Origin of the sequence: Micropruina sp. (assembly GCF_047606365.1) — a bacterium.
GTDB lineage: Bacteria > Actinomycetota > Actinomycetes > Propionibacteriales > Propionibacteriaceae > Micropruina.
Genome location: NZ_JASGEN010000104.1, coordinates 54,561 through 79,486 on the forward strand (window position 1 = coordinate 54,561; position 24,926 = coordinate 79,486).

A 24,926-nucleotide genomic window follows, 5' to 3' on the forward strand; every position below is an offset into this window, starting at 1 on the left:
GGCGCCAGCATGCCGCACCGGCACCGTAGACTGCCTGCCCGTGAGTAAGAGCTTCGAAGAGCTGTTCGTCGAACTGCAGCGGCGCGCCGTCGAGCGACCGGAAGGATCCGGCACCGTCCGCGAGCTGGATTCCGGCGTCCATGCCATCGGCAAGAAGATCGTCGAGGAGGCCGCCGAGGTGTGGATGGCCGCCGAATACCAGTCCAAGGACGACACGGCGATGGAGATCAGCCAGCTGCTGTACCACCTGCAGGTGCTGATGGTCGCGCAGGGCCTCGACCTCGACGACGTCTACGCCCACCTCTGAGCAGCGATGACACCCGTTCGCGGAGCCCGCTGACCACCAGTAGAGTGAGCACAGTGTCTGAGCGTTCCCTGCTGAAGATCGCCGTGCCCAATAAGGGCTCCCTCTCCGAAGCGTCCATCGGGATGCTGCGCGAGGCCGGTTACCGGCAGCGTCATGATTCCAAGGATCTGGTGCTGGTCGATGCCGACAACGGCGTTGAGTTCTACTACCTGCGTCCCCGCGACATCGCCGTGTACGTGGGGGAGGGCACCCTCGATCTGGGCATCACCGGCCGCGACATGCTGATCGACTCGGCCGCGCAGGCCGAAGAGGTGCTTGCCCTCGGCTTCGGCGGCACCCGGTTCCGGTTCGCCGCCCCGGGTGGTGAGACCTGGACGGTCGCCGACCTGCAGGGCAAGCGGATCGCCACCTCGTACTCGGGCCTGGTCGGCAACTGGCTCGGTGAGCAGGGCATCGACGCGCGACTGATCCACTTGGACGGCGCCGTGGAATCCTCGGTGCGGCTCGGGGTCGCGGACGCCGTGGCTGATGTCGTCGAGACCGGCAGCACCCTGAAGCGGGCCGGCCTGGAACTCTTCGGGGACGCCATCCTGACCTCGGAGGCGATCCTCATCCAGCGCGCCGGCGCGGAGGCTCCGGAGGGCATGGACCGGCTGGTCCGTCGGCTGACCGGCGTGCTGACCGCCCGGACCTACTACATGGTCGACTACAACGTGCCCGAGACCGCGCTCGACGCGGCCTGCGAGGTCACCCCCGGACTCGATGCCCCGACGGTGTCGCCCCTTGCCAAGCCAGGTTGGGTGGCGGTGCGAGCGATGATTCCGCGGGCCTCGGCGCCGCAGATCATGGACGAGTTGTGGGACGTCGGCGCCGACGCCATCCTGGTCACCGACATCGTCGCCTGCCGGCTATGACCGAGCCCGTAACGTACCGCCCGCGCGCGGCCCTGCGGATGGGCGTCTCCCTGTCGAGCTCCCTGGTGCTTGCGTCGCTCCTCGGCTGGACGATGACGCCCCAGCACATCCGTGACCTGTTCACCCCGATCCAGGTGCTCACCCTGCTGCTCTTCCTGGCGATCATGATCGCCATGGCGCTGGGTCTCGGGCTGAGCTACGTCCGGGCGGACGGCGACGGACTCACCTTCCGCAACGGCGTCCGGACGCACGTCGTGCCCTGGGCGGAGATCAAGGCCTTCCGCTATCGCGATGGTGACCCGTGGCCGTCGGTGGTGGTCCGGGGAGACATCGAGCAGCGCCCGTTGCTGGGAGTCCAGCGCAGCGACCGCGATCTCGCCGAGGAACACGTCGCCGACCTGCGGGCCCGGCTCGCCGAGGCCTACGGAGTGGATCGCCCCGAAGGGCCTTCGCAGTAGGAAGCCCACCTCGCGTCATCCCGGGCTTGCCCCGGGATCTCCTCAGGCCTCCATGCCGTTCGCGGCTGCGGAGATCCCGGCGTTCGCCGGGATGACGAGATCCCGGAATGACCTGGACGAAATAGGGATGTCAGGGATTGGGGCGGTTCTCCGGCAGGATCAGGGTCTTCTCCGCCTCACTGCGCGGCGGAGTCGGCCGGTAGCTGGGCGGGGTCGTCGCCGACGGAATCTCGTTGGCCTGCTTGCGCTTGCGGGGGCGGTTCGGCACCAGCCTCGACACCACCAGCAGCAGCGCCGCCAGCCCCAGCAGGCCGACACCGATCATCACGGGCAGCGTGAAGATCAGTCCCTGCCACCACAGCGCCAGCGTGTTCCAACCGTCGATCGCGGCCTGTGACAGTCCGGCCAGCCACAGCCCGAGCGGCACCAGCGCGATGCCCAGCCAGGCGATCACCGCCTTCCAGGGCGCCCGTGACCACAGGGCGGCCACCAGGATCAGGCCGACGACGGTCCAGCCGATGGCGATGATCATCACCCACAGGGAGATATCCATGCGAGCAGCGTGCCAGCATCGCCCGCCGTCTGCCAGCGGCCGTCCGGGTGGATTCGTGCCGACTTTGCCGGGAATGCCGGTCGCCGAGCTCTCGGCTCCGTTCGGGGCGACAGTCTGTGGTTGGCTGGGGGAGTGAAGACTCTCGGAGAGGTCAACGCCGCATGGGCGGGCGATCGTGGCGAGCCGGACGCCGACGTGCGCGCCGCGCTGGCCGCGTCCGGCACCGGTGACCCGGAGGCGTACCTGTCGGCGGTCGCGGCGTTGTGCGGTGCCCGCCTGCTGCTGCCGATCGTCGCCTCGGGCGACGAATCCGGCGACGGCCCCGATCCGGATCGGCACGCCGAGATGTCGGCGGTGCTGATGACCTCGGCCTCCGGCGCCAGCGGGGTGTTGGCGTTCACCGGCCTGGACGCCCTGCGCGCTTTCGACCCGATGGCGCGACCGGTGCCCTGCACCCTCGACGACGTCGCGGCCACGGCGGTGGAGACCGGTGCGGAGGCGATCGTGATCGACGTCGCCGGCCCACATCTGCTGACCATCGAAGGCGAGTTGATCCGTCCGCTCGCCACCGGGAACCGGCTGATGAAACTGTCGGACGGCTGGGGCTGGCTCAGCGTCGCAAGCTCGTAGCGCCGGGCACTGAGCCCCGATTCGGTACCGGGCGCAACTCAAGCTAGAATGGTGCTCGTCGACCGGCCGTTTCCGGCTGGTCCTCCGAAGTGGGGTCCCGCACTCCCACCCGCCCGGCCTCTGGTCGGCGGGTCGCCGACCGGCCTGCTGCATGCAGCGAGGGCCGTGTCTTACCCGTGGGCCTCCGCATCGGCGGAGGCCTTTTCGTTTCGGTCGGCACCGTCACGCTGCAACACACTGGAGGAAACATCAGCGAACCACGGATCAACGATCGCATCCACGCCAACGAGGTGCGATTGGTCGGGCCTGCCGGCGAGCAGGTCGGCATCGTGCGGCTCGAGGACGCGCTGCGGCTCGCCCGCGAGGCGGATCTCGACCTGGTGGAGGTGGCCCCGATGGCGCGCCCGCCTGTCGCCAAGCTCATGGACTACGGCAAGTTCAAGTACGAGGCCGCCCAGAAGGCCCGTGAGAGCCGGCGCAACCAGACCAACACCGTGATCAAGGAAATGAAGCTCCGCCCCAAGATCGACAGCCACGACTACGAGACCAAGAAGGGTCACGTCGTGCGCTTCCTGAAGGCGGGCGACAAGGTCAAGATCACCATCATGTTCCGCGGCCGCGAACAGAGCCGTCCGGAACTCGGGTTCAACCTGCTGAAGAAGCTCGCCGACGACGTGGTCGAGGACGGCTTCGTCGAGTCGGCGCCCAAGCAGGACGGCCGCAACATGCTCATGGTGCTGTCCCCGACGAAGAAGAAGTCGGAGGCGCGCGTCGACGCCGAGGCGAACAAGCAGGCCCGGATGGCTCAGCGCGCCGCGGACGCCGAGGCCGAACGCAACGCGGAGGCCGAGCATCGGGCTGCCCATCAGGGTGGCGTCAGCCTCAAGAAGCGCCGGGGTCCGGCCGACAACATGGACCCCGACATCGACCTGTAAGACCTCTCACAAGCTGTGAGATCCACGAAAAGAAAGCGAGCGGCACGATGCCGAAGATGAAGACGCACTCGGGCGCCAAGAAGCGGTTCAAGCTCACCGGCTCCGGCAAGGTGATGCACCGCAAGGCGGGCAAGATGCACCTCAACGAGCACAAGCCGACCACCCGTACCCGCCGGCTGGACGGCGACGCCGTCGTTGCCAAGGGCGACGCCAAGAAGGCCCGCAAGCTGCTCGGCTCGTACAAGGCCCGCTGACCCCACCACCACCCGCGCAGTTCTCGCGCGTGGTCCGGCGCGCCCGGACCGATCGACACAAGGAGTTAACCCACCATGGCACGCGTCAAGCGTTCGGTGAATGCCCAGAAGAAGCGCCGCGAAGTTCTCGAGCAGGCGTCCGGTTACCGTGGGCAGCGGTCCCGGCTGTACCGCAAGGCCAAGGAGCAACTGCTCCACAGCATGACCTACAACTACGCGCACCGGAAGGACCGCAAGGGTGACTTCCGCTCGCTGTGGATCCAGCGGATCAACGCCGCCGCGCGCAACGAGGGCATGACCTACAACCGGTTCATCAGCGGCCTGAAGGCCGCCGGCGTCGAGGTCGACCGCAAGATGCTCGCTGAGCTCGCGGTGAACGACGCCCCGGCGTTCGGCAAGCTCGTCGAGTTGGCCAAGGCCAACGCGGGCGCCACCGCCTGACCAACCCCGGCAGGTCAGCGCGATACCGCGAACCCTCGCGGTATCGCGCTGTTCCGTCCCACCCTCGCTGAGCCGAAAGGCGATCGCCGATGATCCCCGAACGTTTGGAATTGCCCGAACCGTCCCAGGCGGTACTGCGTGCCGCCCGGGCGCTGCTGCGCCGCAAGGAGCGCAGGGCGACGGGCAAATTCCTGGTCGAGGGGCCGCAGGCGGTGCGCGAGGCGCTCAAGCAGCCGGACATCGTCGAGGCGGTGTTCTTCCGCTGGGCGGCGGTGCACGATCACGTCGATCTGCTGTCCGCTGCCCGTGAGGCGGGGGTCACCCACTACGCGGTCAGCGAGCAGAACATTGCCACCATCACCGACACGGTCACCCCGCAGGGGGTCGTCGCGGTCTGCCGCACGCTCGACGTCCCGCTCGCCGAGGCGGTCACGCCTGACGTCCGGCTGGTGGTGATCTGCGCGCAGATCCGTGACCCCGGCAATGCCGGCACGGTGATCCGGTGCGCGGACGCCTTCGGTGCCGACGCCGTCATCCTGTCCTCGGATTCGGTCGAGGTGTACAACCCGAAGACGGTCCGGGCCAGTGTCGGCAGTGTGTTCCACCTGCCGCTGGTGGTCGGGGTCGACCTGGCCGAGGCCATCGACGCCTGCCGGGCCGCCGGTCTGCAGGTGTTCGCCACCGACGGTGAGGCCGGCACCGAGCTCACCGACCTGACCGACAAGCTCGGCGAGCCCACCGCGTGGGTGATGGGCAACGAATCCTGGGGGCTTCCGGTCGAGCACCTGAAGTTGGCTGACAGCACGGTCGCCGTCCCGATCTACGGCCAGGCCGAGAGTCTGAATCTGGCCACCGCGGCGGCGGTCTGCCTGTATGCCTCGGCCAGCGCCCAGCACACCCGGGTGGCCGCCGGCTAGGCATTCCGCGGACAGCCCGCGACAACCTGCCGCGTCCGCGCGCAGGCATGAGACAACGGAGAACAGACGCATGTCAGTCCCGAATGAATCCGATCCGGCCGCTTCGCTGCGCGCTGAGGCGATCGACGCGATGGTCGCCGAGGCGCTGGCCGCCATCGCCGCCGCCGACTCGACGTCCGCGCTGAAGGACGCCCGGCTGGCGCACGCCGGGGACCGGTCGCCGCTGGCCCTGGCCAACCGGGCGATCGGCGCCATTCCGCCCGCCGACCGCAAGCAGGCCGGGCAGTTGCTGGGCGCGGCCCGCGGACGGGTGCAGAAGGCGCTGGCCGCCCGCACCGCCGAGGTCGAGGCCGCCGAACTGACCCGGGTGCTGGCCGAAGAAGCGGTCGACGTGACGCTGCCCGTCGAGTTGCACCCGGCCGGCGCGATCCATCCGATCACCGGGCTGATCGACCTGATGAGCGACGTCTTCGTCGGCATGGGCTGGGAGATCGCCGAGGGCCCCGAACTGGAATCGGAGTGGCTCAACTTCGACGCGCTGAACATCGGCGCCGACCACCCCAGCCGCGGCGAGACCGACACGCTGTTCGTCGAGCCGGTCAGCAACCACCTGGTGATGCGCACCCACACCTCCCCGGTGCAGATCCGCTCGCTGCTCGAGCGTGAACTGCCGGTGTACGTGGTCTGCCCGGGCAAGGTGTACCGCGCCGACGAATACGACGCCACCCACCTGCCGGTGTTCCATCAGATCGAGGGACTGGCCGTTGACAAGGGCATTTCGATGGCCCACCTGCGCGGCACCCTGGACCATTTCGCGCAGGCCATGTTCGGGGCGGGCATCCGCACCCGGATGCGTCCGCACTACTTCCCGTTCACCGAGCCGAGCGCCGAGGTCGACCTGCAGTGCTTCGTCTGCCGCGGTGAATCGGTCGGCAACCCGGACCGGCCCTGCCGCACCTGCAAGTCGGAGGGCTGGATCGAGTGGGGCGGCTGCGGCGTGGTGAACCCGCGGGTGCTGCGCGCCTGCGGCGTCGACCCCGACGTCTACAGCGGTTTCGCCTTCGGCATGGGCATCGACCGCACCCTGATGTTCCGCAACAACGCCTCCGACCTGCGCGATTTCGTCGAGGGCGACATCCGATTCAGCCGCATGTTGAAGGGGGTTGCTCGATGAGGGCGCCGATGAGCTGGCTGCGCGACTGGGTCGCGCTGCCCGAGGGGCTGTCTGGCCGGGAACTGGCCGAGGTGCTGATCCGGGCCGGACTCGAGGTCGAGACCGTCGAGCAGTTCGGCGCCGGCGTCGGCCCCCTGGCCGTCGGACGTGTCGTCGACTTTGTCGATCAGCCGCAGAAGAACGGCAAGGTGATCCGCTGGTGTCACCTGGACGTCGGCGCAGCTCTTGCCCCGGACAGCCCGCCGGCCCCGGTGGAGGGGCGTGATGTGACCGAGGGCGTCCGCGGCATCATCTGCGGCGCGCACAACTTCGCCGTCGGTGACCTGGTCGTGGTCGGCCTGCCCGGCACCGTGCTGGCCGGCGGCTTCACCCTGACTTCGCGCAAGACCTACGGTCACCTCTCCGACGGCATGATCTGCGCCGAGGACGAACTGGGCATCGGCACCGACCACAACGGCATCATCGTGCTGCCGTCGTCTTCTGGTCTGGTGCCGGGGGATGACCCGTCGGCGTACCTGGGGCTGGGCGACGAGGTGCTCGACATCAACGTCTCGCCCGATATGGCCTACTGCATGTCGATCCGTGGCCTGGCCCGCGAGGCTGCCCAGGCGCTCGGTGTGCCATTCACCGATGTGGTCGACCGGGCTGTGCCGGCGCCGGTGGCGGACGGTTACCCGGTCGTCCTGGACGACCCGGCCTGCTCGCTGTTCGTCGCGCTGACCGTGACCGGGGTGGACGAGACCGCGCCGTCCCCGCGCTGGATGCAGCAGCGGCTGACCATGGCCGGCATGCGGCCCATCTCGCTGCCGGTCGACATCACGAACTACGTGATGCTGGAAGTCGGCCAGCCGTTGCACGCCTACGACGCCTCGAAGCTGTCCGGTCCGATCCGGGTGCGCAAGGCGTCCGCGGGGGAGCGCATCGTCACTCTGGACGACGTGCAACGCACCTTGTCGGCCGACGATCTGCTGATCACCGACGACTCCGGTCCGATCGGCATCGCCGGCGTGATGGGTGGTGCCACCACCGAATGTGACGCCACCACCACCGACATCGTGATCGAGGCGGCCGCGTTCGACCCGTCCACCATCTCGCGGTCGATGCGCCGGCACGGGCTGCCGTCCGAGGCGTCCAAGCGGTTCGAGCGTGGCACCGACCCGGCCGCGACCTACGCGGCTGCGCACCTGGTGGCGCGGCATCTGGTCGAACTCGGCGGCGGCGTGTTGTCGTCAGCCGAGACCGTGACCGGCGCTGTCCCGATCATGCCCACGCAGCGGATCCGGGTCGAGTTGCCGTCGCAGATCCTCGGTGTCGAGGTGCCCGCCGAGCGGGTGGCGGAGATCTTCCGGGCCAGCGGCGTGGCCGTCAGCGAGGCGTCCGACGGTGAGCTGGAACTGTGGCCGCCGACCTGGCGCCGCGACCTGCGTGACCCCTACGACTACGTCGAAGAGGTCGGCCGCAAGATCGGCTTCGACACCATCGGTTCGATTCTGCCGACCCCGCCGGCCGGTCGTGGACTGACCTCCGGGCAGGTCAACCGGCGGGCGATCGTCCGGGCGCTGGCCAGCAGCGGTTTCACCGAGCTGCTGACCCTGCCGTTCGGTTCGGCTGAGGATCTCGATCGGCTGGGGCTGCCTGCCGACGACCGCCGTCGTGCCGTCGTCCGGCTGGCGAACCCGCTGGCCGAGACCAGCCCGTACCTGCGCACGTCGCTGCTGCCCGGCCTGTTCGCCGCCGTGCAGCGCAACACCTCACGCGGCAACGATGATCTGGCCCTGTTCGAGGCCGGTTCGGTGTTCCGGGCCGGGAGCGGTGCCGCGGCCCCGGTGCCCGGCGTCGACGGGCGTCCGAGCGAGGAGGAGCTGGCCGCGATCGAGGCTGCGCTGCCGGTGCAACCGCGGCATCTGGCCGCGGTGCTGACCGGTGCCTGGCGTCCGGCCGGCTGGGACGGCGCGGCCGAGCCGGCGTCCTGGAAGCACGCGATCGCCTTCGCCGAACTGGCCGCCGGCGAGGCGGGCGTGGCGGTGCGCCGCGAGGCCGACGACCATGCCCCGTTCCACCCCGGACGCTGCGCGAAGCTGCTGGTTTCTGACGCGACTGGCGGTGACGTGTTGCTCGGCCATGCCGGTGAACTGCACCCGACGGTGTGCAAGGCCTTCGGCCTGCCGGCCCGGACGGCGGCCGCCGAGATCAGCATCGACGTGCTGCTCGCCGTCGCGCCCGGACCGGGCAGCATCGACTCGGTGTCGCAGCACCCGGTCGCCAAGGAGGACGTCGCCCTGGTGGTCGCCGAAACGGTCAGCGCCGGTGAGGTCACCGACGCCCTGGTCGCCGGAGCCGGCGACCTGCTGGAGTCGATCCACCTGTTCGACATCTACCGCGGTTCGCAGATCCCGGACGGCTCGAAGTCGCTGGCCTTCGCACTCCGGTTCCGGGCTCCCGACCGGACGCTGAAGGACGCCGAGATCGCAGGTGCCCGTGACGCCGCAGTGGCCGAGGCCGTGCGCCGATTCGAGGCCGTCCAACGCGCCTGACCTTCCGCCGGTCGAGCTTGTCGAGACCCCTTGGCGCCGCACGACCGGAGAAGACGTCTTCCGATCGGGCACGCAGAACTGTCCTCGTCGGCCGTTACCGTGATCAGGTATCGGGTAGAGCGAGGGACAGATGCGAATCGACGCGGTGTGCTGGGACTGGAACGGCACGCTCCTCGACGACGTCGAGGTCTGCCGACAGACGATGAATCGGGTGCTCACCGAGCATGGACACTCTGAGGTGCCCGATCTTGCCTCCTACCGACGGGTCTTCCGGTTCCCGATCCGCGCGTTCTATGCCGATCTCGGTATCGATGAGGCGGCGTATCCGGTCGCGGCGAACCGGTATCTCGCGCTGCTCAGCGAAGCCATCCCGGCCGCGGCGCTGCATCCCGGTGCACGCGCCGCTCTGCGACAACTAACTGGCCGCGGGCTGCGCCAGATTCTCGCCTCCGCGACCGTGACCAGCACCCTTCACGCGCAACTGCGTCCGCACGGTGTGGCCACGTCGTTCAGTGAGGTCCTTGGCATTGATGATGCGCATGAGGCGTCCAAACACGACGTCATCGCGTCCTGGCTCGATGCGTCCGGCCTTTCACCGAAGCGGGTTGTGATGGTCGGCGACACCAACCACGACCACGAGATCGCGCAAGCGCTGGGCATGCGGTTCGTGCACTTCACCGGCGGGCATCAACAACTGGAAGAGCAAGGCGTTCAGCACGTCGATTCACTCGCGGAAGTGGCTTCGCTGTTCGGCGCCAGCTGACATAGCTGCCTCCTCGCGGCGAACGAGAGACTAAGTTGACCAATGTTGGTTGACCAATCATGACCACCTACCTACCATTGAGCTATGGACACGGTGAAGGTGCAGTACGCGAAGACGCATTTGTCTGCCCTGCTGACCGCCGTCGAGCACGGCGAAGAGATCGTCATCTCCCGCGGTGATCGTCCGGTTGCGCGTCTGGTCCCGCTGAAGGAGACCGAGGAGCGGGAACTCGGGTTCGTCGCCTATGAGGTGCCAGACTCGTTCTTCGAGCCATTGCCTGAGGAGGAACTCGCCGCCTGGGAAGGCTCGGCATGAGCTACTTGCTGGACACGCACACGCTGCTCTGGGCGCTGACGGCGCCATCGCGTCTTGGTGCAGGGGCTGCCCGAGTGGTGGCCGACCGCAGGTCGCAGGTGGTCGTGTCAGCAGCATCGGCGTGGGAGATCGCCACCAAGCATCGAATCGGCAAGCTGCCGCAGGCCGACGCGGTGATCGGCGGCTACGCGCGCCATCTTGATCGTCTTGGAGTGACTCGCCTGCCGCTGACCGAGGATCACTGTCTGCTCAGCGGAGGCCTGGACTGGGAGCACCGTGATCCATTCGACCGGATGCTCGCCGCGCAGGCGATGATCGAGTCGATGACGCTGATCACCGATGATTCGGTGTTCCAGGGTCTACCCGGCCTGCGAACTCTCTGGTGAGGTGAGCTTCACCAGCCGCACGGTGTGCGGCACGTGGGGGAGCGAATCGTCGTCGTCCGGGATGAGTTGGTAACCGGCCCGGGTGTAGAGGCGAATATTCGCCTCGCTGCGTTTGCCGGTGAACAGCCACAGTCGACGCGCGGACGGCGGTGCTTGACGTTCGATGTGCTGCAGTAGCATCTGTCCGAGTCCCTGGCCCTGCAGGTCGGGGGCGACCATGAGGCGTCCGACCTCCCAGTCGGTGCCGCGCAGAACTCCGCGCACGGCACCGATCAGGCGCGGGCCGCGTCGTAGCACCCAGGTCTCGTAGGTCGCGAAGTTCGCCCGGACGGTGGCCAGGTCTTCGTGCAGCGCCGGAATCTCGAAGGTGTCGTTGAGGATGGCGTCCGAGGTCCAGCAGGCGCGTTGCAGCACCAGCAGCTCGGCAGCGTCGTCGGCACGCGCCGGTCGTAGCTCGTCGATGGCGGCTTCATCGGCCTTCGCGACCTGCTCAAACTCGGACGGCGCCACGACCGGCAACTCCTGGGCGGCCACCTCGCCGATCACGGCGATCGCCGGCGCGTGGATTCCTGCCTGCTTCGCCTGCTCGGCGATCTCGGTGACCCCGGCGCGGACGGTACGCATGGTGGGCAGCCAGGCATCCGCGATGACGGCCGCCGCGGTATCGGCGGGCAGCCCTTGCGCCACGAGTTCGGTGCAGATCGCGCCGAGGTTGGCCACTCCCATCAGCACCACGATGGTGTGGCCGGCGTGCGCCAGCGCCGTCCAGTCGGTGGTGGAGGCCGGGTGCCCCGGTGGGACGTGTCCCGAGACCACGGTGAACGCCTGGACGACGCCGCGGTGGGTGACAGGGATGCCGGCCAGCGCCGGTCCGGCGACCGCCGAGGTGACGCCCGGAATCACCGTCACGCCAAGACCGGCCTCGGCGCAGGCCAGCACCTCTTCGCCACCGCGTCCGAACACGAACGGGTCGCCGCCCTTGAACCGGACGACGTGCCGTCCGCCCTGGGCGTGCTCGACCAGCAGCTCGTTGATCCGCTGCTGCGAGGTGGCCCGTCCACCCGGGATCTTGCCGACGTCGATCAACAGTGCGCCCGGCGGGCACTCGTCCAGGCAGGCCAGCGGCGCCAGATGGTCGTAGAGAACGACATCGGCGCTACGCAGCGCGTCTAGTCCGGCGACGGTGAGTAGCCCCGGATCGCCGGGACCTCCGCCGACCAGGGTGACCCGCCTGGTCACCGAGCTCCTACTGCCTGGGCGGCGGCCGGCAGTGCGTCAACGATCCGGTTGAGCACGGCGTCATCGTGCGCCGCGGACAGGAACCATGCCTCGTAGCCGGACGGCGGCAGCGCGACCCCGGCGTCCAACATGGCGTGGAAGAAGCGGGCGAAGGCTGCCGAGTCCTGCTGCTGGGCGGCCGGATAGTTGTCGATCGGGCCGTCGAAGTCGCCGAAGAAGACGGTGAACAGCGAGCCGGCCGCCTGCACGCGGTGCGGAACCCCGGCCGAATCCAGGGCCGCACCGATCGCCACCCGCAGCGCGGACGACGCGGCGTCCACGCGCTGGTAGACACTCTCATCGGCCAGCGCCAGCGTGGTGATGCCGGCCGCCGTCGCGAGCGGATTCCCGGACAGCGTGCCCGCCTGGTAGACCGGACCGACCGGGGCCAGCAGCTCCATCAGCTCGGAGCGTCCGCCGATCGCGGCCAGCGGCATGCCGCCGCCGACCACCTTGCCGAAGGTGAACAGATCGGGCGCCTCAGCCAGCGGGGCGGTCTCGACACGCTCGACCGACGATTGCTCCAGCCCCCACCAGCCCCGGTAACCCACCCGGAAACCGGTCAGCACTTCGTCGAAGATCAGCAGCGCGCCGTGCCGCCGGGTGAGCTCGCGAAGGAACGCGTTGAACCCATCCCGCGGCGGAACCACGCCCATATTCGCCGGCGCCGGTTCGGTGATCACCGCGGCGATCTGGTCCGGGTGCGCGGCGAACGCCGCCTCCAGCGCCTCCGGATCGTTGTAGGGCACCACGATCGTCTGGGCGGCGGTCGCCGCGGTGACTCCGGCCGAACCGGGCAGCCCCTGGGTGGCGACACCCGAGCCGGCGGCGGCCAGCAGACCGTCGGAATGCCCGTGGTAGCAGCCGGCGAACTTCACCACCAGGTCGCGTCCGGTGGCGCCGCGAGCCAGCCGGATCGCGGTCATGCACGCCTCGGTCCCGGTGGAGACGAAACGCACCTTCTCTGCCTCAGGCACTCGGTTCCGGACGGCCTCGGCCAACTCGACCTCGGCCTGGGTGGGGGCGCCGAACGACAGTCCGCGTGCCGCCGCAGCCTGCACCGCGGCCACCACTTCCGGGTGGGCGTGGCCGAGCAGCGCCGGCCCCCACGAGCCGACGGCGTCCACGTACTCGCGGCCGTCGGTGTCGTACAGATACGGCCCGGACGCCCGCGCGATGAACACCGGATCGCCACCCACCGAGCCGAACGCCCGGACCGGTGACGACACACCGCCGGGGATCACCCGGCAGGCCCGCTGAAAGAGACTCATCGCTTGCTCCCGTTCGCACGTTCGGCCAGTTCGGAGGCCGCGTAGGTCAGCACGATGTCGGCACCGGCCCGCAGGATGGCGGTGACCGCCTCGGCCAGCGCGGCGTCCCGGTTCAGCCAACCCCGTTCGGCGGCGGCGCAGACCATCGCGTACTCGCCCGAAACGTGATACGCCGCGACCGGAACCTGGGACCGGGCAGCGACATCGGCCAAGACATCGAGGTAGTACCCGGCCGGCTTCACCATCAGCATGTCGGCGCCCTCGGCCTCGTCCAGATCGGCTTCCCGGACGCCCTCGCGGCGGTTCGCCGGATCCTGCTGATAGCTCCGCCGGTCGCCGGCCAGGGAGGAGTTCACTGCCTCCCGGAACGGCCCGTAGAAGGCGGAGGCGTACTTGGCGGCGTAGGCGAGGATCGCGGTGTCGGTGAAGCCGGCGGCGTCCAGCCCGTCGCGGATCGCGGCCACTTGGCCGTCCATCATTCCGGACGGCCCTACCACATGGGCGCCGGCCCGGGCCTGACTGAGCGCCAACTCGACGTAGCGGTCGTTGGTGGCGTCGTTGTCGACTCGGCCGTGCTTGTCCAGCACCCCGCAGTGGCCGTGGTCGGTGAACTCGTCCAGGCAGGTGTCGGCCATGATCACGATGTCGTCTCCGACGGCGTCCCGAACTGCGGTCAACGCTCGGTTCAGAATGCCGTCCGGCGAGGAGCCGACCGAGCCGACGGCGTCCTTGTCCTCGGGACGGGGGACGCCGAACAGCATCACGCCGCCCAACCCGAGGGTGACCGACCGGCGCACCTCGTCGACCAGCGAATCGACGGTGTGCTGCACGACCCCCGGCAGCGAGCTGATCGGACGCGGCGCGTCCAGTCCCTCGGCAACGAACATCGGCAGCACCAGCTGACTCGGATGGATCCGGGTCTCGGCCACCAGAGCGCGCATGGCCGGCGTGCTGCGCAGCCGGCGGGGACGGACGATCATCGGTCTTCCTTTCGCAGGGTGGCCAGGGCGTTCACCAGCCCGGCCGGGATTGCCTCGGCGGCGGTCGCGACCACCGTGAAGCCGGCGGCACGGGCGGCTGCGGCACTGCTTTCACCGAGCGCGACCACCGCGGGACCGGGCCGACCGAACAGCTCCGCGGCGGCCCGAACCACGGACGGCGCGGTCACCACGAACGCGTCGAAGCCGTCCGGCCAGCCTAGGCGGATCTCATCGTCGAGACTCTCAACGGGATCGGTCCGATAAACGGCGACCCGGTCGATCTGGAACCCGCGGGCGATGAGTCCGGCATCCAGACCCGCGGCAGGATCGGCCGCTCCCGGGACCAGCACCCGTCCCGGTTCGTCGGGAAAGGCGGCTGCCAGGTCGGCGCCACCGGAACCCGAGGTAGGCAGCAGGTCCACCGGCAGCCCAGCCTCGCGGGCAGCGGCCGCGGTCGCAGGCCCCACGGCGGCGACCCTGGTGCCCTCAGGCAGTACGACGGAAAGGTCGACGCCGAGTTCCCGCAGCGCGGCAAGGGTGCGGGCAGAGGTCAGCACCAGCCAGTCGTAGCCACCGGCGGCGAGTCTGCCGATCCGCTCGGCAAGTCGGGGGTCGGTGACAGTCGTGTGCCGGGTGAAGGCCGCCGTCGTCACTTGGGCGCCGCGGAGTGCGACCGCCTCGGAGAGCCGGGACGGCGGCATCAGCACTCGCAGCCCGACCAGCGGCGCGAGGTCCTGCGCCATGGTGGCGACAATCTCCTTGATGGTGCCGACAGTTCGGGGGTCGGGCGAGCGCTGGGGTAGCCCGGTCGATCCGCTCTCGACCCGGAGCGACTTGGCCAGAGTCGTCATCCCCTCGGGGGTGGCCAGCCGGGCGCGCAGACGCAGCCGTGCCACCGCTGGTTGAGCTTGTCGAAACCCCTCATCGCCGACGGGTTCCTCAAGGTCTCGACAAGCTCGACCAGCGACGGTCGGGTTGTCCGGCAAGACAATGTCGGCGGCGGTCGAGTCCTGAGTCGGTTCAGCCGTGATCTCGGCCAGGGCACCGAACGGCGCAGCACAACCCGCCTCAACCAGCCGCATCAGTTCCCGCTCGGCCTCCACCGCGATCCGGGTGGGGGAGTGATCGAGTTGCGCCAGCAGGGCCAGCAGCTCGGTGTCTCCGGTTCGACACTCCAAAGCGAGAGCCCCCTGCGCGGGCGCCGGCATCAACACGTCCGGCTCGAAGAACTCAGTGATCGCGTCCGAGAGACCCAGCCGGTTGAGGCCCGCGGTAGCCAGCACCACCGCGTCCAGATCGGCGCCGACCCGGCCCAGCCGGGTGTCGACGTTGCCGCGGATGTCCACGACTTCCAGATCCCCACGCACCGCTTGAAGCTGGGCGGCTCGCCGGGGCGACCCGGTGCCGACCTTCGCGCCCCGCGGCAGACCCCAGAGCCCGAGCCCGTCGCGGGCGCACAGGGCATCCCGCGGATCCTCCCGCTCGGGGATCGCAGCCAGGGTCAATCCCTCGGCAGGGGTGGTGGGCAGATCCTTCAATGAATGCACCGCCAGATCGCAGGCGCCGGCCAGCACCGCCTCACGGACGGCGGCCACGAACACGCCCACCCCGCCCATGCTGGACAGCGGCGCAGTCGAGACGTCGCCCAGAGTCTTGACCGGAACCAACTCGACCTCGGCGCCCAGGCCGCGCAGGGCGTCCGCGATCATCCCCGACTGCGCCATGGCCAGTCGGGAGCCGCGGGTCGCGAGCCGGATCTGCATCCCTCGATCTTGCCGTACGGCTCGGACGTCCGTGGCCCGCATCCGGCGACTGGTCGAGGTGTCCACGAAACGGACGAACGATGCCGCCAGAGCGTGTTTTAGTAGTTTCGACTAAAAACCGCTATAGTGGGTGTCATGCGAAAAGCTCGCGATATTGAATGCTGGCTCACCGACATGGACGGCGTCCTCGTACACGAGGAACAGGCCCTCCCCGGTGCAGCCGAACTGATTGAGCGCTGGGTCGACACCTCCAAGCGCTTCCTTGTTCTGACCAACAACTCGCTCTTCACCCCTCGTGACCTCGCCGCGCGCCTCGAGCGCTCCGGCCTGCGGATCCCCGAGGAGAACATCTGGACCTCCGCCATGGCCACCGGCGCCTTCCTCGCCGAGCAGCCCGGCGACAAGACCGCCTTCGTGATCGGCGAGGCGGGTCTGACCACCGCCATCCACGATGCCGGTTTCATCCTCACCGAGACCGACCCGGACTTCGTGGTGCTCGGCGAGACCCGCAACATCTCGTTCGAGGCGATCACCAAGGCGATCCGGCTGATCACCAAGGGTGCCCGGTTCATCGTGACCAACCCCGACACCACCGGCCCGTCGAAGGACGGTCTGCTGCCTGCCGCGGGTGCGGTGGCGGCGATGATCACCGCGGCGACCAACCGGACGCCGTACGTGGTCGGCAAGCCGAACCCGATGATGTTCCGTTCCGCCATGCGCCGGATCGAGGCTCACTCCGAGTCCACCGCGATGATCGGCGACCGGATGGACACCGACATCGTTGCGGGCATGGAGGCCGGTCTGCACACCGTCCTGGTGCTCAGCGGACTGACCACCACCGCGGACGTGGCCAGGTACCCGTTCCGGCCGAACCAGATCCTCGGCGGCGTGAACGAGCTGATCGAGCACATCTGACCCGGTGCCGGGCCGCCCTCGCGGTGTGCCCGGCCCGGTGTCGGACGCCGGCCTCAGCTCCGCGTCCGGCACCCAAGGCCCTCCCTAACTACCTACGCCCTCCCACATACGGGAGGGCTGAACTGGTTAGGGAGGGTTTTGTCGTCTCGTCGCGAGCCGATTGGAATATTCATTCCACCTTCGGCATAGTAATGCCTATGTCTGTTCGGATCGCTGTCGCGGGGTGCACCGGCTACGCCGGAGGCGAGCTACTGCGGCTGCTGTTGCAGCACCCCGAGGTCACCATCGGCAACCTGACGGCCAAGTCCAGCGCGGGTTCGCGGCTGATCGAACACCACCCGCACCTGCTGCCGTTGGCCGACGTCGAGGTGCTCGACACTACCGCCGAGAACCTGGCCGGCCACGATGTGGTCTTCCTGGCGCTGCCGCACGGGGCGTCCGCCGCGGTGGCCGAGCAACTCGGCGACGACGTGCTGGTGATCGATGCCGGCGCCGACTTCCGGCTGAGCGACCCGGCCGACTGGCAGAAGTTCTACGGGACGCCGCACGCCGGCACCTGGCCCTACGGCCTGCCCGAACTTCCCGGCCAGCGGGCCGCACTCGCCCAGACCAATCGGATCGCCGTCCCGGGCTGCTTCCCGACCACGGTCACGCTGGCGCTGTTGCCGGCGCTGACCGCCGGCCTGACCGACGGCCGGGACGTGGTGGTGGTCGCCCCGACCGGGCCGTCCGGGGCCGGAAAGAGCCTCAAAGTGAACCTGCTGGCCGCCGAACTGCTGGGCAACACCAGCGCCTACGGTGTCGGCGGGGTGCACCGGCACGTCCCCGAGATGCTGCAGAACTTCCGCCGGCTCGGCGCCGAAGCGCCCACCCTGTCGTTCACCCCGGTGCTGGTGCCGATGGCGCGCGGCATCCTGGCCACAGTGACCGCGCCACTGAACGGCGACAACCTCGACAACAAGGATCTCGACAAGCTCGATCAACGGGTGCGAACCGCGTACGCGGACGCCTACGCCGACGAGCCCTTCGTCCACCTTCTGCCCGAGGGCATCTGGCCGCAGACCCAGGCGGTGCTCGGCTCCAACGCCGTGCAGGTCCAGGTCGCGGTCGATGAAGCCGCGAACCGCCTGGTCGCCGTCGCCGCGCTCGACAATCTCGCCAAGGGCACCGCGGGCGGCGCCGTCCAATCCATGAACCTGGCTCTCGGACTGCCCGAGACCACCGGCCTGTCCACGATCGGAGTCGCGCCATGAGCGTCACCACCCCCAAGGGCTTCACCGCGACCGGTGTCACCGCCGGCCTCAAGGAATCCGGACGCCCCGACCTCGCGATCGTGGTCAACAACGGTCCGGACGCCCACGCGGCCGCCGTGTTCACCTCGAACGCCTTCAAGGCCGCACCGGTGCTGTGGTCGGCCGACGTCGTAGCGAACGGACGGCTCGCCGCGGTCGTGCTCAACTCCGGCGGCGCCAACGCCTGCACCGGACGCGCCGGTCTGGACGACGCCCGCCAGATGGCCGAGTGGACGGCGGCGTCCGTCGGTTGCGAGGTCGAGGATGTCGCGGTCTGCTCCACCGGGCTGATCGGCGTCCGGCTGCCGATGACGAAGGTGCTGGCCGGCATCGAGCTGGCCGCGCAGGACCTCTCCGAAGAGGGCGGACCGGCGGCCGCCGAGGCGATCATGACCACCGACACCGTCGCCAAGCAGGCCGACTACTCCTCGCCGCAGCACTGGGCGATCGGCGGCATGGCCAAGGGTGCCGGCATGCTGGCGCCCGCGCTGGCCACCATGCTCGTCGTGCTCACCACCGACGCGGTCATCACTCCCGACCAGCTGGACGCCGCACTCCGCACCGCGACCGGGTTCACCTTCGACCGCACCGATTCCGACGGCTGCATGTCCACCAACGACACGGTGATCCTGCTGGCCAGCGGGGCGTCCGGGGTCGAAGCCGACCCGGAGGAGTTCACCGAGGCGCTGACCGGGGTCTGCCATTCGCTGGCCCGGCAGTTGCTCGCTGACGCCGAGGGTTCGGCCCACGACATCGAGGTGACGGTCTCCGGCGCGGCAACCGAAGACGAGGCGCTGGCCGTCGCCCGCGCCATCGCCCGCAGCAACCTGTTCAAGTGCGCGGTCTTCGGCAACGACCCCAACTGGGGCCGGGTGCTGGCCTCGGCCGGCACGGTGCGGGCCCAGTTCGACCCCGACCACGTCGATGTCGCCTTCAACGGCACCGAGGTCTTCGTCGACGGCCAGCTGGGTGCCGACCGGTCTGAGGTGGACCTGACCGGACGTGAGGTGACCGTTGACCTCAACCTGCACGCCGGCGATGCAACAGCCACCATCTGGACCAACGATCTCACCTACGACTACGTCAAAGAGAACGCGGAGTACTCCACATGAGCCCCACCACCCGGACCCGGGAAACCCTCGCGGGCGTCGTCGGCAAGGCCGAGACCCTGATCGAGGCGCTGCCCTGGCTGGAGCGCTACGCCGGCAAGATCGTGGTGATCAAGTACGGCGGCAACGCGATGGTCAACGACGAACTCAAGCGGGCCTTCGCCGACGACATCGTCTTCCTGCGTCGTTGCGGTTTGAAGCCGGTGGTGGTGCACGGCGGCGGACCGCAGATCTCGTCGATGCTCGGACGCCTCGGCATCCCGTCCGAGTTCCGCGGCGGGCTGCGGGTCACCTCGCCCGAGGCGATGGACGTGGTCCGGATGGTGCTGGTGGGTCAGGTCGGACGCGAACTGGTCGGCCTGCTCAACGCCCACGGTCCGCTCGCGGTCGGCCTGTCCGGCGAGGATGCCGGGCTGTTCACCGCCACCCGTCGCGGGGTGACCATCGACGGCGAGCATGTCGACATCGGCCTGGTCGGCGACGTCACCTTGGTTCGTCCGGAGACGGTCCTCGATCTGATCGCCGGCGGCCGCATCCCGGTGATCGCCACCGTGGCCCCCGACGAGGACGGCAATGTGCACAACGTGAACGCCGACACCGCCGCGGCCGCGCTGGCCGTCGCGCTGGGCGCCGAGCGGTTCGTGGTGCTCACCGACGTCGAGGGCCTGTACGCCGACTGGCCGACCTGTGAGCAGGTGATCGCCCAGATCACCACGTCCGAACTCGAAGCGATGCTGCCGTCGCTGGAGGCCGGCATGATTCCCAAGATGGAGGCCTGCCTGCAGGCGATCCGCGAGGGCGTCGGCCGGGCCACCATCATCGACGGACGGGTGGCGCACAGCCTGCTGCTGGAGGTGTTCACCACCGAGGGCATCGGCACCATGGTGGTCCGCGACGACGAATCCGAGGAACAGGAGCCGGCATGACGGTGGTGGCCGACAACGGTGCGCAGGCCGAGCTGACCAGCCGCTACACGCATGCGCTGATGAACACCTTCGGACCGCCCAAGCGGGTGTTCGTGCGGGGCGAGGGTGTCCACCTCTGGGACGCCGACGGCAACCGCTATCTGGACATGCTGTCCGGATTGGCCGTGAACGCCCTCGGGCACGCCCACCCGCAGGTGATCGGCGCCATCTCGGCGCAGCTGTCCACCCTGGGCCACGTGTCGAACTTCTTCGCCACCCCCACCCAGATCGCCCTGGCCGAGAAGCTGGTCGGTTTCGCTATCGCGAACCACCCCGACCTGCCGGCCCGGGTGTTCTTCACTAACTCGGGCACCGAGGCCAACGAGGCCGGCTTCAAGATCACCCGCCGCACCGGCCGGACCCGGCTGATCGCGATGGAGGGTTCGTTCCACGGCCGCAGCCTCGGCGCACTTGCGCTGACCAGCAACCCCGCCTACCGGGAGCCGTTCGAGCCACTGCCCGGTGAGGTCATCTTCGTGCCCTACGGGGACACCGACGCCCTCGCCGCCGTCCTCGACGATCGGGTCGCCGCGGTGATCGTGGAACCCATCCAGGGCGAGAACGGCGTGGTGGAACCGCCGTCGGACTACTTGGCCCAGGTACGCGAGCTGACCAACGCCGCCGGCGCGCTGCTGTGGATCGACGAGGTGCAGACCGGCATCGGGCGCTGCGGCGACTGGCTGGCCAGCACCAAGTCCGGGGTGACCGGCGACATCGTCACCTTCGCCAAGGGCCTCGGCAACGGCTTCCCGGTCGGTGCCTGCGTGGCGACCGGTTCGGCGGCGTCCCTGCTCGGACCGGGCGCGCACGGCACCACCTTCGGCGGCAATCCGGTAGCCGCCGCGGCCGGGCTCGCGGTGCTCGGCATCATCGAGCGGGACGGCCTGCTGGCCCGCGTCCGGACGGCGGGGGAGCGGCTGGCGAGCGGCATCCTCGACCTGCGCCACCCGGCGGTGTCCGCGGTGCGCGGGCAGGGACTGCTGCGCGGCGTGGTACTCACCGACCCGATCGCCCCGGCAGTTGCGGACGCCGCGCTGGCGTCCGGGTTCGTGATCAACGCGCCGCGCCCCAACGTGCTGCGGCTGGCGCCGCCGCTGATCATCTCCGACGCCGACCTGGACGGCTTCGTCGCCGCCCTGCCCGACTTGCTGGAGGCCGGGTGAACGAAACACGGCTGCCGCAGACGAAGACCGCCCGGCAGGCCCGCATCGTCGAGCTGATCGGACGCCAACCGGTGCGTTCCCAGACCGAACTGGCCTCGCTGCTGGCCGCCGAGGGCGTCGCGGTCACCCAGGGCACGCTCAGCAAGGACCTGGTCGACGTCGGCGCCATCCGGATCCGGCAGGGCGACGGCGAGTTCAGCTACGCCCTGCTGGCCGGAGAGACTCCCGGCGACTCGTCGGCGGCCACCGTCCGGCTCTCCCGGCTGTGCGCCGAACTGCTGGTGTCGGCCGAAGGATCGGCGAATCTGGCCGTGCTGCGCACGCCGCCGGGCGCCGCGCAGTACTTCGCCTCAGCGATCGATCGGGTGGCGCTGCCCGAGGTGCTGGGCACCATCGCCGGCGACGACACCATCGCGGTGATCACCCGCGATCCCACCGGTGGCGCTGCGCTGGCTGAGACCATGTTGGCGATGAGCCACAACCCACGAACGGAGTGAGATGAGCAACCCCCCAGCCGAGCCGACGAACGACGGTGCGGAGGCAACCGGACGTCTATGGGGCGGCCGGTTCGCCGGCGGCCCAGCCGACGCCATGTTCGCGCTGTCGGTGTCCACCGCTTTCGACTGGAGGCTGGCCCGGCACGACCTGGCCGGCTCCCGGGCACACGCCCGGGCACTGCACGCCGCAGGGCTGCTCACCGACGACGAGCTGACCGGGATGATCGCCGGCCTGGACGCGCTCGAGGCCGACGTGGTCTCCGGCGCCTACGTGGCGGCACCCACCGACGAGGATGTGCACGGCTCACTGGAGCGCGGCCTGATCGAGCGGGTCGGCCCCGAACTGGGCGGACGGCTGCGCGCCGGCCGGTCCCGCAACGACCAGATCGCCACCCTGATCCGGCTCTATCTGCGTGACGAACTCAGCGTGCTGGGTGAGTCGCTGGGCACCGTGATCGAAGCGCTGGCAGGCCAGGCCGAACGGCACCTCGGTGCGGTGATGCCGGGCCGTACGCATCTGCAGCACGCCCAGCCGGTGCTGCTCTCGCATCACTTGCTGGCCCACGCCTGGCCGCTGGTCCGTGACCTGCAGAGGCTGGCCGACCTCGACGTGCGGCTGGCCCAGAGCCCGTACGGTTCGGCCGCGCTCGCCGGGACGTCGCTCGGCCTCGACCCTGAGGCGGTGGCGGCCGACCTGGGCTTCGCCGGCTCGGTCGCCAACTCGATTGACGGGACGTCCGCCCGCGACCTGGTCGCCGAGGCCGCCTACGTGCTGGCCCAGATCTCGGTCGACCTGTCCAGGCTGGCCGAGGAGGTCATCCTGTGGTGCACCGTCGAGTTCGGATTCGCCAGCCTCGATGATGCCTGGTCGACCGGTTCGTCGATCATGCCGCAGAAGAAGAACCCCGACGTCGCCGAACTCACCCGCGGCAAGGCCGGACGCCTGATCGGCAATCTCACCGGTCTGCTGGCCACGCTGAAGGGCCTGCCGCTGGCCTACAACCGTGACCTGCAGGAGGACAAGGAGCCGGTCTTCGACGGACTCGACCAGCTGCGGGTGCTGGTGCCCGCGGTGGCCGGCATGGTGGCGACCCTGACCTTCCACACCGACCGGATGGCCGAGCTGGCCCCGCGCGGATTCTCGCTGGCCACCGATATGGCCGACTGGCTGGTCCGCCAGCGGGTGCCGTTCGCCCAGGCCCACGACATCACCGGTGCCGCGGTGAAGTACTGCGAGGCCCGCGGCATCGATCTGCCCGACCTGACCGCCGAGCAGCTCGCCGAGATCCACCCCGCGCTCACCCCCCAGGTGCTCGAGGTGCTGACCGTCGAGGGCTCGGTCGCCGCCCGTGACGGACGCGGTGGCACCGCCCCCGTCCGAGTCGCCGAGCAGCTGGCCGAACTCCGCGCCGCCGCCTCCAAGCTCACCGTAAAGTGACCAAGAGAACCGTCCCTGCGGTCACCGGGGACGGTTCTTTCGGTCACTGGGGACGGTTCCTTTGGTCACCGGGGACGGTTCTCTCGGTCACCGGGCCCGGCGCGTCCCATTAGGCTTACCCAGCGTGACCGACGTATTCGAAGAACTGTCCTGGCGGGGACTGATCGCCCACTCCACCGATGCCGATGCGCTGCGCGCACACCTGGACGCCGGACCGATCACCTTCTATGTCGGTTTCGACCCCACCGCCCCCAGCATCCACATGGGCAACCTGGTGCAGATCATGGTGGCCCGGGCGCTGCAGCGCGCCGGGCATCGTCCGATCCTGCTGGTCGGCGGTTCCACCGGCCTGATCGGCGACCCCAAGCAGGCTGGCGAGCGGTCGATGAACCCCAGGGAACTCGTCGGCGAATGGGGGGCCCGGATCCGAGACCAGGTCAGTCGGCTGATCTCCTTCGACGGTGAGAACGGTGCGGTCGTGGTGAACAACTACGACTGGACGGCCGAGCTGTCCACCCTCGACTTCCTCCGCGACGTCGGTAAGCACTTCCCGATCAACCGGATGCTCGACCGCGAGGTCGTCAAAGCGCGCCTCGAGTCGGGGATCTCCTACACGGAGTTCTCCTACGTGCTGCTGCAGTCCCTGGACTACCGCGAGTTGTTCCGGCGGCATGGCTGCACCCTGCAGACAGGTGGCTCCGATCAGTGGGGGAACATCACCGCCGGGGTCGAGCTGATCCGGCGCTCGGAGGCAGCACGAGTGCACGCGCTGGCGACTCCGCTGCTGACCAAGGCCGACGGAACGAAGTTCGGCAAGACCGAGTCCGGCACGGTCTGGCTCGATCCGACGATGACCTCGCCGTACGCGTTCCACCAGTTCTTCCTGAACTCTGAGGACGCCAAGGTGATCGACTACTTGAAGGTGTTCAGTGAGCGCCCCCGGGAGGAGATCGAAGAGATCGCCGCCCGCAGCGCGGAGGCGCCGCACTTGCGGATCGCCCAGCGCGCCCTGGCCGACGACGTCACCGACCTGGTGCACTCGCCGGCCGAGCGCGAGGCAGCCACCGAGGCGGCCCAGGCCATCTTCGGACGCGGTGACCTGGCGTCGTTGCCCGTCGACACCTTGCGAGCGGTGGCGGCCGAGCTGGGCGCTCGGACCCTGTCGACCGAGGACGGCCTGCCGAGTGTGGTGGATGCCCTGGAGGCAGCCGGAGTCGTGCCCAGCAAGTCAGCGGCTCGGCGGGCGATCAGTGAGGGCGGTGCCTACGTGAACAACGCGAAGGTGAGCGACCCGACCGCACGGCTGACTGCCGACGACGTGCTACCCGGCGGGCTGGTGGTGCTCCGCCGCGGACGTCGGACCGTCGGCGCCGTCCAACTGGAGGTCAGCGCGTCCGCGTAGGTCGCGGCCGGCTCGCGGGCGCTCCGAGCGTCAGCCTCGCTGAAACCCCTAGTCAACAGCGGACACGCCCGGGTGCCCAGGCCGATTTGACCGGGCGGCGCCAGCTCAGTAATGTTTCTTAAGCCTTCTCGGTGAGTCGGACGGTTCGGAGTGATTCGGGGCGGACGGGCCGGAGGGATCCCAATCCAGAGCTTTACGGGTACGGTGTGTCTACATGTCAGGAGCCGCCTAGGCCCGGTGTTTGTTGTGGGGTGGGTGGGGCAGGATAGCTC

At 69.4% G+C, this 24,926-nt stretch carries 26 protein-coding genes and 2 pseudogenes; 21 read left to right on the forward strand and 7 right to left on the reverse strand.

The annotated features are described in order from the left end of the window. The first annotated feature begins 40 nt into the window (after positions 1-40). The 3 genes from QM624_RS11900 to QM624_RS11910 all read left to right on the forward strand — a co-directional run bounded on the left by QM624_RS11900 (position 41) and on the right by QM624_RS11910 (position 1,679). Positions 41-307, forward strand: a complete 267-nt coding sequence (locus QM624_RS11900; protein ID WP_415092043.1) for a phosphoribosyl-ATP diphosphatase — start codon at positions 41-43, stop codon at positions 305-307. A 68-nt stretch (positions 308-375) separates the two neighbouring features. Then, positions 376-1,221: an ATP phosphoribosyltransferase gene (hisG, locus tag QM624_RS11905; RefSeq protein ID WP_415092083.1), complete on the forward strand. Its 846-nt coding sequence runs from the start codon at positions 376-378 to the stop codon at positions 1,219-1,221. Next, positions 1,218-1,679, forward strand: a complete 462-nt coding sequence (locus tag QM624_RS11910; protein WP_415092045.1) for a PH domain-containing protein — start codon at positions 1,218-1,220, stop codon at positions 1,677-1,679. Before hisG ends, QM624_RS11910 begins: the two co-directional genes overlap by 4 nt. A 130-nt stretch (positions 1,680-1,809) precedes the next feature. On the opposite strand, the gene QM624_RS11915 is transcribed toward QM624_RS11910, so the two are convergent. Next, positions 1,810-2,232, reverse strand: coding sequence for a hypothetical protein (locus QM624_RS11915; protein ID WP_415092047.1), 423 nt, complete (start codon positions 2,230-2,232; stop codon positions 1,810-1,812). Between the two features lie 132 nt (positions 2,233-2,364). On the opposite strand from QM624_RS11915, the gene QM624_RS11920 reads away from it, so the two are divergent. The 10 genes from QM624_RS11920 (at position 2,365) to QM624_RS11965 (ending at position 10,581) form a co-directional block, all read left to right on the forward strand. Further along, positions 2,365-2,862, forward strand: coding sequence for an SseB family protein (locus tag QM624_RS11920; RefSeq protein ID WP_415092049.1), 498 nt, complete (start codon positions 2,365-2,367; stop codon positions 2,860-2,862). A gap of 227 nt (positions 2,863-3,089) precedes the next feature. Continuing rightward, positions 3,090-3,797, forward strand: coding sequence for a translation initiation factor IF-3 (gene infC, locus QM624_RS11925; RefSeq protein WP_415092085.1), 708 nt, complete (start codon positions 3,090-3,092; stop codon positions 3,795-3,797). A gap of 47 nt (positions 3,798-3,844) precedes the next feature. Next, the gene (rpmI, locus tag QM624_RS11930) at positions 3,845-4,051 is read left to right on the forward strand and encodes a 50S ribosomal protein L35 (RefSeq protein WP_298132259.1); all 207 of its coding nucleotides are present in this window, start codon (positions 3,845-3,847) and stop codon (positions 4,049-4,051) included. A gap of 75 nt (positions 4,052-4,126) precedes the next feature. Further along, complete coding sequence (rplT, locus tag QM624_RS11935; RefSeq protein ID WP_298132257.1) at positions 4,127-4,492, forward strand: 50S ribosomal protein L20; 366 nt, start codon at positions 4,127-4,129, stop codon at positions 4,490-4,492. Positions 4,493-4,581: 89 nt separating this feature from the next. Beyond that, a complete protein-coding gene (locus tag QM624_RS11940; protein WP_415092051.1) occupies positions 4,582-5,409 on the forward strand; it encodes a TrmH family RNA methyltransferase in 828 nt (275 codons plus the stop codon). Positions 5,410-5,479: 70 nt separating this feature from the next. Then, the gene (pheS, locus tag QM624_RS11945; RefSeq protein WP_415092053.1) at positions 5,480-6,583 is read left to right on the forward strand and encodes a phenylalanine--tRNA ligase subunit alpha; all 1,104 of its coding nucleotides are present in this window, start codon (positions 5,480-5,482) and stop codon (positions 6,581-6,583) included. Further along, on the forward strand, positions 6,580-9,117 hold the full coding sequence (pheT, locus tag QM624_RS11950) for a phenylalanine--tRNA ligase subunit beta (protein WP_415092055.1): 2,538 nt from the start codon (positions 6,580-6,582) through the stop codon (positions 9,115-9,117). Before pheS ends, pheT begins: the two co-directional genes overlap by 4 nt. A gap of 130 nt (positions 9,118-9,247) precedes the next feature. Then, positions 9,248-9,880 (forward strand): HAD family hydrolase, encoded by a 633-nt coding sequence (locus QM624_RS11955; protein ID WP_415092057.1) that lies wholly within the window; start codon positions 9,248-9,250, stop codon positions 9,878-9,880. 84 nt (positions 9,881-9,964) lie between these two features. Continuing rightward, on the forward strand, positions 9,965-10,195 hold the full coding sequence (locus QM624_RS11960) for a type II toxin-antitoxin system Phd/YefM family antitoxin (RefSeq protein WP_298130922.1): 231 nt from the start codon (positions 9,965-9,967) through the stop codon (positions 10,193-10,195). Further along, positions 10,192-10,581, forward strand: a complete 390-nt coding sequence (locus QM624_RS11965; RefSeq protein WP_415092059.1) for a type II toxin-antitoxin system VapC family toxin — start codon at positions 10,192-10,194, stop codon at positions 10,579-10,581. Before QM624_RS11960 ends, QM624_RS11965 begins: the two co-directional genes overlap by 4 nt. Here QM624_RS11965 and QM624_RS11970 read toward each other — a convergent pair. From QM624_RS11970 to hemC, 6 genes and pseudogenes are all read right to left on the reverse strand, one after another. Continuing rightward, positions 10,555-11,115, reverse strand: coding sequence for a GNAT family N-acetyltransferase (locus tag QM624_RS11970; RefSeq protein ID WP_415092087.1), 561 nt, complete (start codon positions 11,113-11,115; stop codon positions 10,555-10,557). The genes QM624_RS11965 and QM624_RS11970 overlap by 27 nt on opposite strands. Continuing rightward, a pseudogene (gene cobA / locus QM624_RS11975) lies at positions 11,098-11,820 on the reverse strand (uroporphyrinogen-III C-methyltransferase); the annotation flags it as partial. The pseudogene cobA and the gene QM624_RS11970, both read right to left, overlap by 18 nt. Then, entirely contained in the window at positions 11,817-13,130 is a 1,314-nt protein-coding gene (hemL, locus tag QM624_RS11980) for a glutamate-1-semialdehyde 2,1-aminomutase (RefSeq protein WP_415092061.1), read from the reverse strand. The pseudogene cobA and the gene hemL, both read right to left, overlap by 4 nt. After that, the gene (hemB, locus tag QM624_RS11985) at positions 13,127-14,110 is read right to left on the reverse strand and encodes a porphobilinogen synthase (protein WP_415092063.1); all 984 of its coding nucleotides are present in this window, start codon (positions 14,108-14,110) and stop codon (positions 13,127-13,129) included. The genes hemL and hemB overlap by 4 nt, the downstream gene beginning before the upstream one ends. Further along, positions 14,107-14,961 (reverse strand): uroporphyrinogen-III synthase, encoded by an 855-nt coding sequence (locus QM624_RS11990; RefSeq protein ID WP_415092089.1) that lies wholly within the window; start codon positions 14,959-14,961, stop codon positions 14,107-14,109. Before QM624_RS11990 ends, hemB begins: the two co-directional genes overlap by 4 nt. 3 nt (positions 14,962-14,964) lie before the next feature. Beyond that, positions 14,965-15,873: pseudogene (gene hemC, locus QM624_RS11995) on the reverse strand (hydroxymethylbilane synthase); the annotation flags it as partial. 135 nt (positions 15,874-16,008) lie between these two features. Here hemC and QM624_RS12000 point away from each other — a divergent pair. The 8 genes from QM624_RS12000 (at position 16,009) to tyrS (ending at position 24,654) form a co-directional block, all read left to right on the forward strand. Then, positions 16,009-16,788 (forward strand): HAD-IIA family hydrolase, encoded by a 780-nt coding sequence (locus tag QM624_RS12000; RefSeq protein WP_415092065.1) that lies wholly within the window; start codon positions 16,009-16,011, stop codon positions 16,786-16,788. 197 nt (positions 16,789-16,985) lie between these two features. Beyond that, complete coding sequence (gene argC / locus QM624_RS12005) at positions 16,986-18,041, forward strand: N-acetyl-gamma-glutamyl-phosphate reductase (protein ID WP_415092067.1); 1,056 nt, start codon at positions 16,986-16,988, stop codon at positions 18,039-18,041. Next, complete coding sequence (gene argJ / locus QM624_RS12010) at positions 18,038-19,192, forward strand: bifunctional glutamate N-acetyltransferase/amino-acid acetyltransferase ArgJ (RefSeq protein WP_415092069.1); 1,155 nt, start codon at positions 18,038-18,040, stop codon at positions 19,190-19,192. The genes argC and argJ overlap by 4 nt, the downstream gene beginning before the upstream one ends. Next, positions 19,189-20,115 (forward strand): acetylglutamate kinase, encoded by a 927-nt coding sequence (argB, locus tag QM624_RS12015; RefSeq protein WP_415092071.1) that lies wholly within the window; start codon positions 19,189-19,191, stop codon positions 20,113-20,115. Before argJ ends, argB begins: the two co-directional genes overlap by 4 nt. Next, complete coding sequence (locus tag QM624_RS12020; RefSeq protein WP_415092073.1) at positions 20,112-21,317, forward strand: acetylornithine transaminase; 1,206 nt, start codon at positions 20,112-20,114, stop codon at positions 21,315-21,317. Before argB ends, QM624_RS12020 begins: the two co-directional genes overlap by 4 nt. Further along, entirely contained in the window at positions 21,314-21,814 is a 501-nt protein-coding gene (locus QM624_RS12025; protein WP_415092075.1) for an arginine repressor, read from the forward strand. The genes QM624_RS12020 and QM624_RS12025 overlap by 4 nt, the downstream gene beginning before the upstream one ends. A gap of 1 nt (position 21,815) precedes the next feature. Then, on the forward strand, positions 21,816-23,252 hold the full coding sequence (gene argH / locus QM624_RS12030; RefSeq protein ID WP_415092077.1) for an argininosuccinate lyase: 1,437 nt from the start codon (positions 21,816-21,818) through the stop codon (positions 23,250-23,252). Between the two features lie 124 nt (positions 23,253-23,376). Next, positions 23,377-24,654: a tyrosine--tRNA ligase gene (gene tyrS / locus QM624_RS12035; RefSeq protein ID WP_415092079.1), complete on the forward strand. Its 1,278-nt coding sequence runs from the start codon at positions 23,377-23,379 to the stop codon at positions 24,652-24,654. The last annotated feature ends 272 nt before the right edge of the window (positions 24,655-24,926 follow it).

Excerpts from the sequence above, each read along its gene's own strand:
- QM624_RS11910 (WP_415092045.1), top strand. The coding sequence starts at position 1,218 with ATGACCGAGCCCGTAACGTACCGCCCGCGCGCGGCCCTGCGGATGGGC.
- QM624_RS11915 (WP_415092047.1), bottom strand. The coding sequence starts at position 2,232 with ATGGATATCTCCCTGTGGGTGATGATCATCGCCATCGGCTGGACCGTC.
- rpmI (WP_298132259.1), top strand. The coding sequence starts at position 3,845 with ATGCCGAAGATGAAGACGCACTCGGGCGCCAAGAAGCGGTTCAAGCTC.
- rplT (WP_298132257.1), top strand. The coding sequence starts at position 4,127 with ATGGCACGCGTCAAGCGTTCGGTGAATGCCCAGAAGAAGCGCCGCGAA.
- QM624_RS11940 (WP_415092051.1), top strand. The coding sequence starts at position 4,582 with ATGATCCCCGAACGTTTGGAATTGCCCGAACCGTCCCAGGCGGTACTG.
- pheS (WP_415092053.1), top strand. The coding sequence starts at position 5,480 with ATGTCAGTCCCGAATGAATCCGATCCGGCCGCTTCGCTGCGCGCTGAG.
- pheT (WP_415092055.1), top strand. The coding sequence starts at position 6,580 with ATGAGGGCGCCGATGAGCTGGCTGCGCGACTGGGTCGCGCTGCCCGAG.
- QM624_RS11955 (WP_415092057.1), top strand. The coding sequence starts at position 9,248 with ATGCGAATCGACGCGGTGTGCTGGGACTGGAACGGCACGCTCCTCGAC.
- QM624_RS11960 (WP_298130922.1), top strand. The coding sequence starts at position 9,965 with ATGGACACGGTGAAGGTGCAGTACGCGAAGACGCATTTGTCTGCCCTG.
- QM624_RS11965 (WP_415092059.1), top strand. The coding sequence starts at position 10,192 with ATGAGCTACTTGCTGGACACGCACACGCTGCTCTGGGCGCTGACGGCG.
- hemL (WP_415092061.1), bottom strand. The coding sequence starts at position 13,130 with ATGAGTCTCTTTCAGCGGGCCTGCCGGGTGATCCCCGGCGGTGTGTCG.
- hemB (WP_415092063.1), bottom strand. The coding sequence starts at position 14,110 with ATGATCGTCCGTCCCCGCCGGCTGCGCAGCACGCCGGCCATGCGCGCT.
- QM624_RS11990 (WP_415092089.1), bottom strand. The coding sequence starts at position 14,961 with ATGACGACTCTGGCCAAGTCGCTCCGGGTCGAGAGCGGATCGACCGGG.
- QM624_RS12000 (WP_415092065.1), top strand. The coding sequence starts at position 16,009 with ATGCGAAAAGCTCGCGATATTGAATGCTGGCTCACCGACATGGACGGC.
- argC (WP_415092067.1), top strand. The coding sequence starts at position 16,986 with ATGTCTGTTCGGATCGCTGTCGCGGGGTGCACCGGCTACGCCGGAGGC.
- argJ (WP_415092069.1), top strand. The coding sequence starts at position 18,038 with ATGAGCGTCACCACCCCCAAGGGCTTCACCGCGACCGGTGTCACCGCC.
- argB (WP_415092071.1), top strand. The coding sequence starts at position 19,189 with ATGAGCCCCACCACCCGGACCCGGGAAACCCTCGCGGGCGTCGTCGGC.
- QM624_RS12020 (WP_415092073.1), top strand. The coding sequence starts at position 20,112 with ATGACGGTGGTGGCCGACAACGGTGCGCAGGCCGAGCTGACCAGCCGC.
- argH (WP_415092077.1), top strand. The coding sequence starts at position 21,816 with ATGAGCAACCCCCCAGCCGAGCCGACGAACGACGGTGCGGAGGCAACC.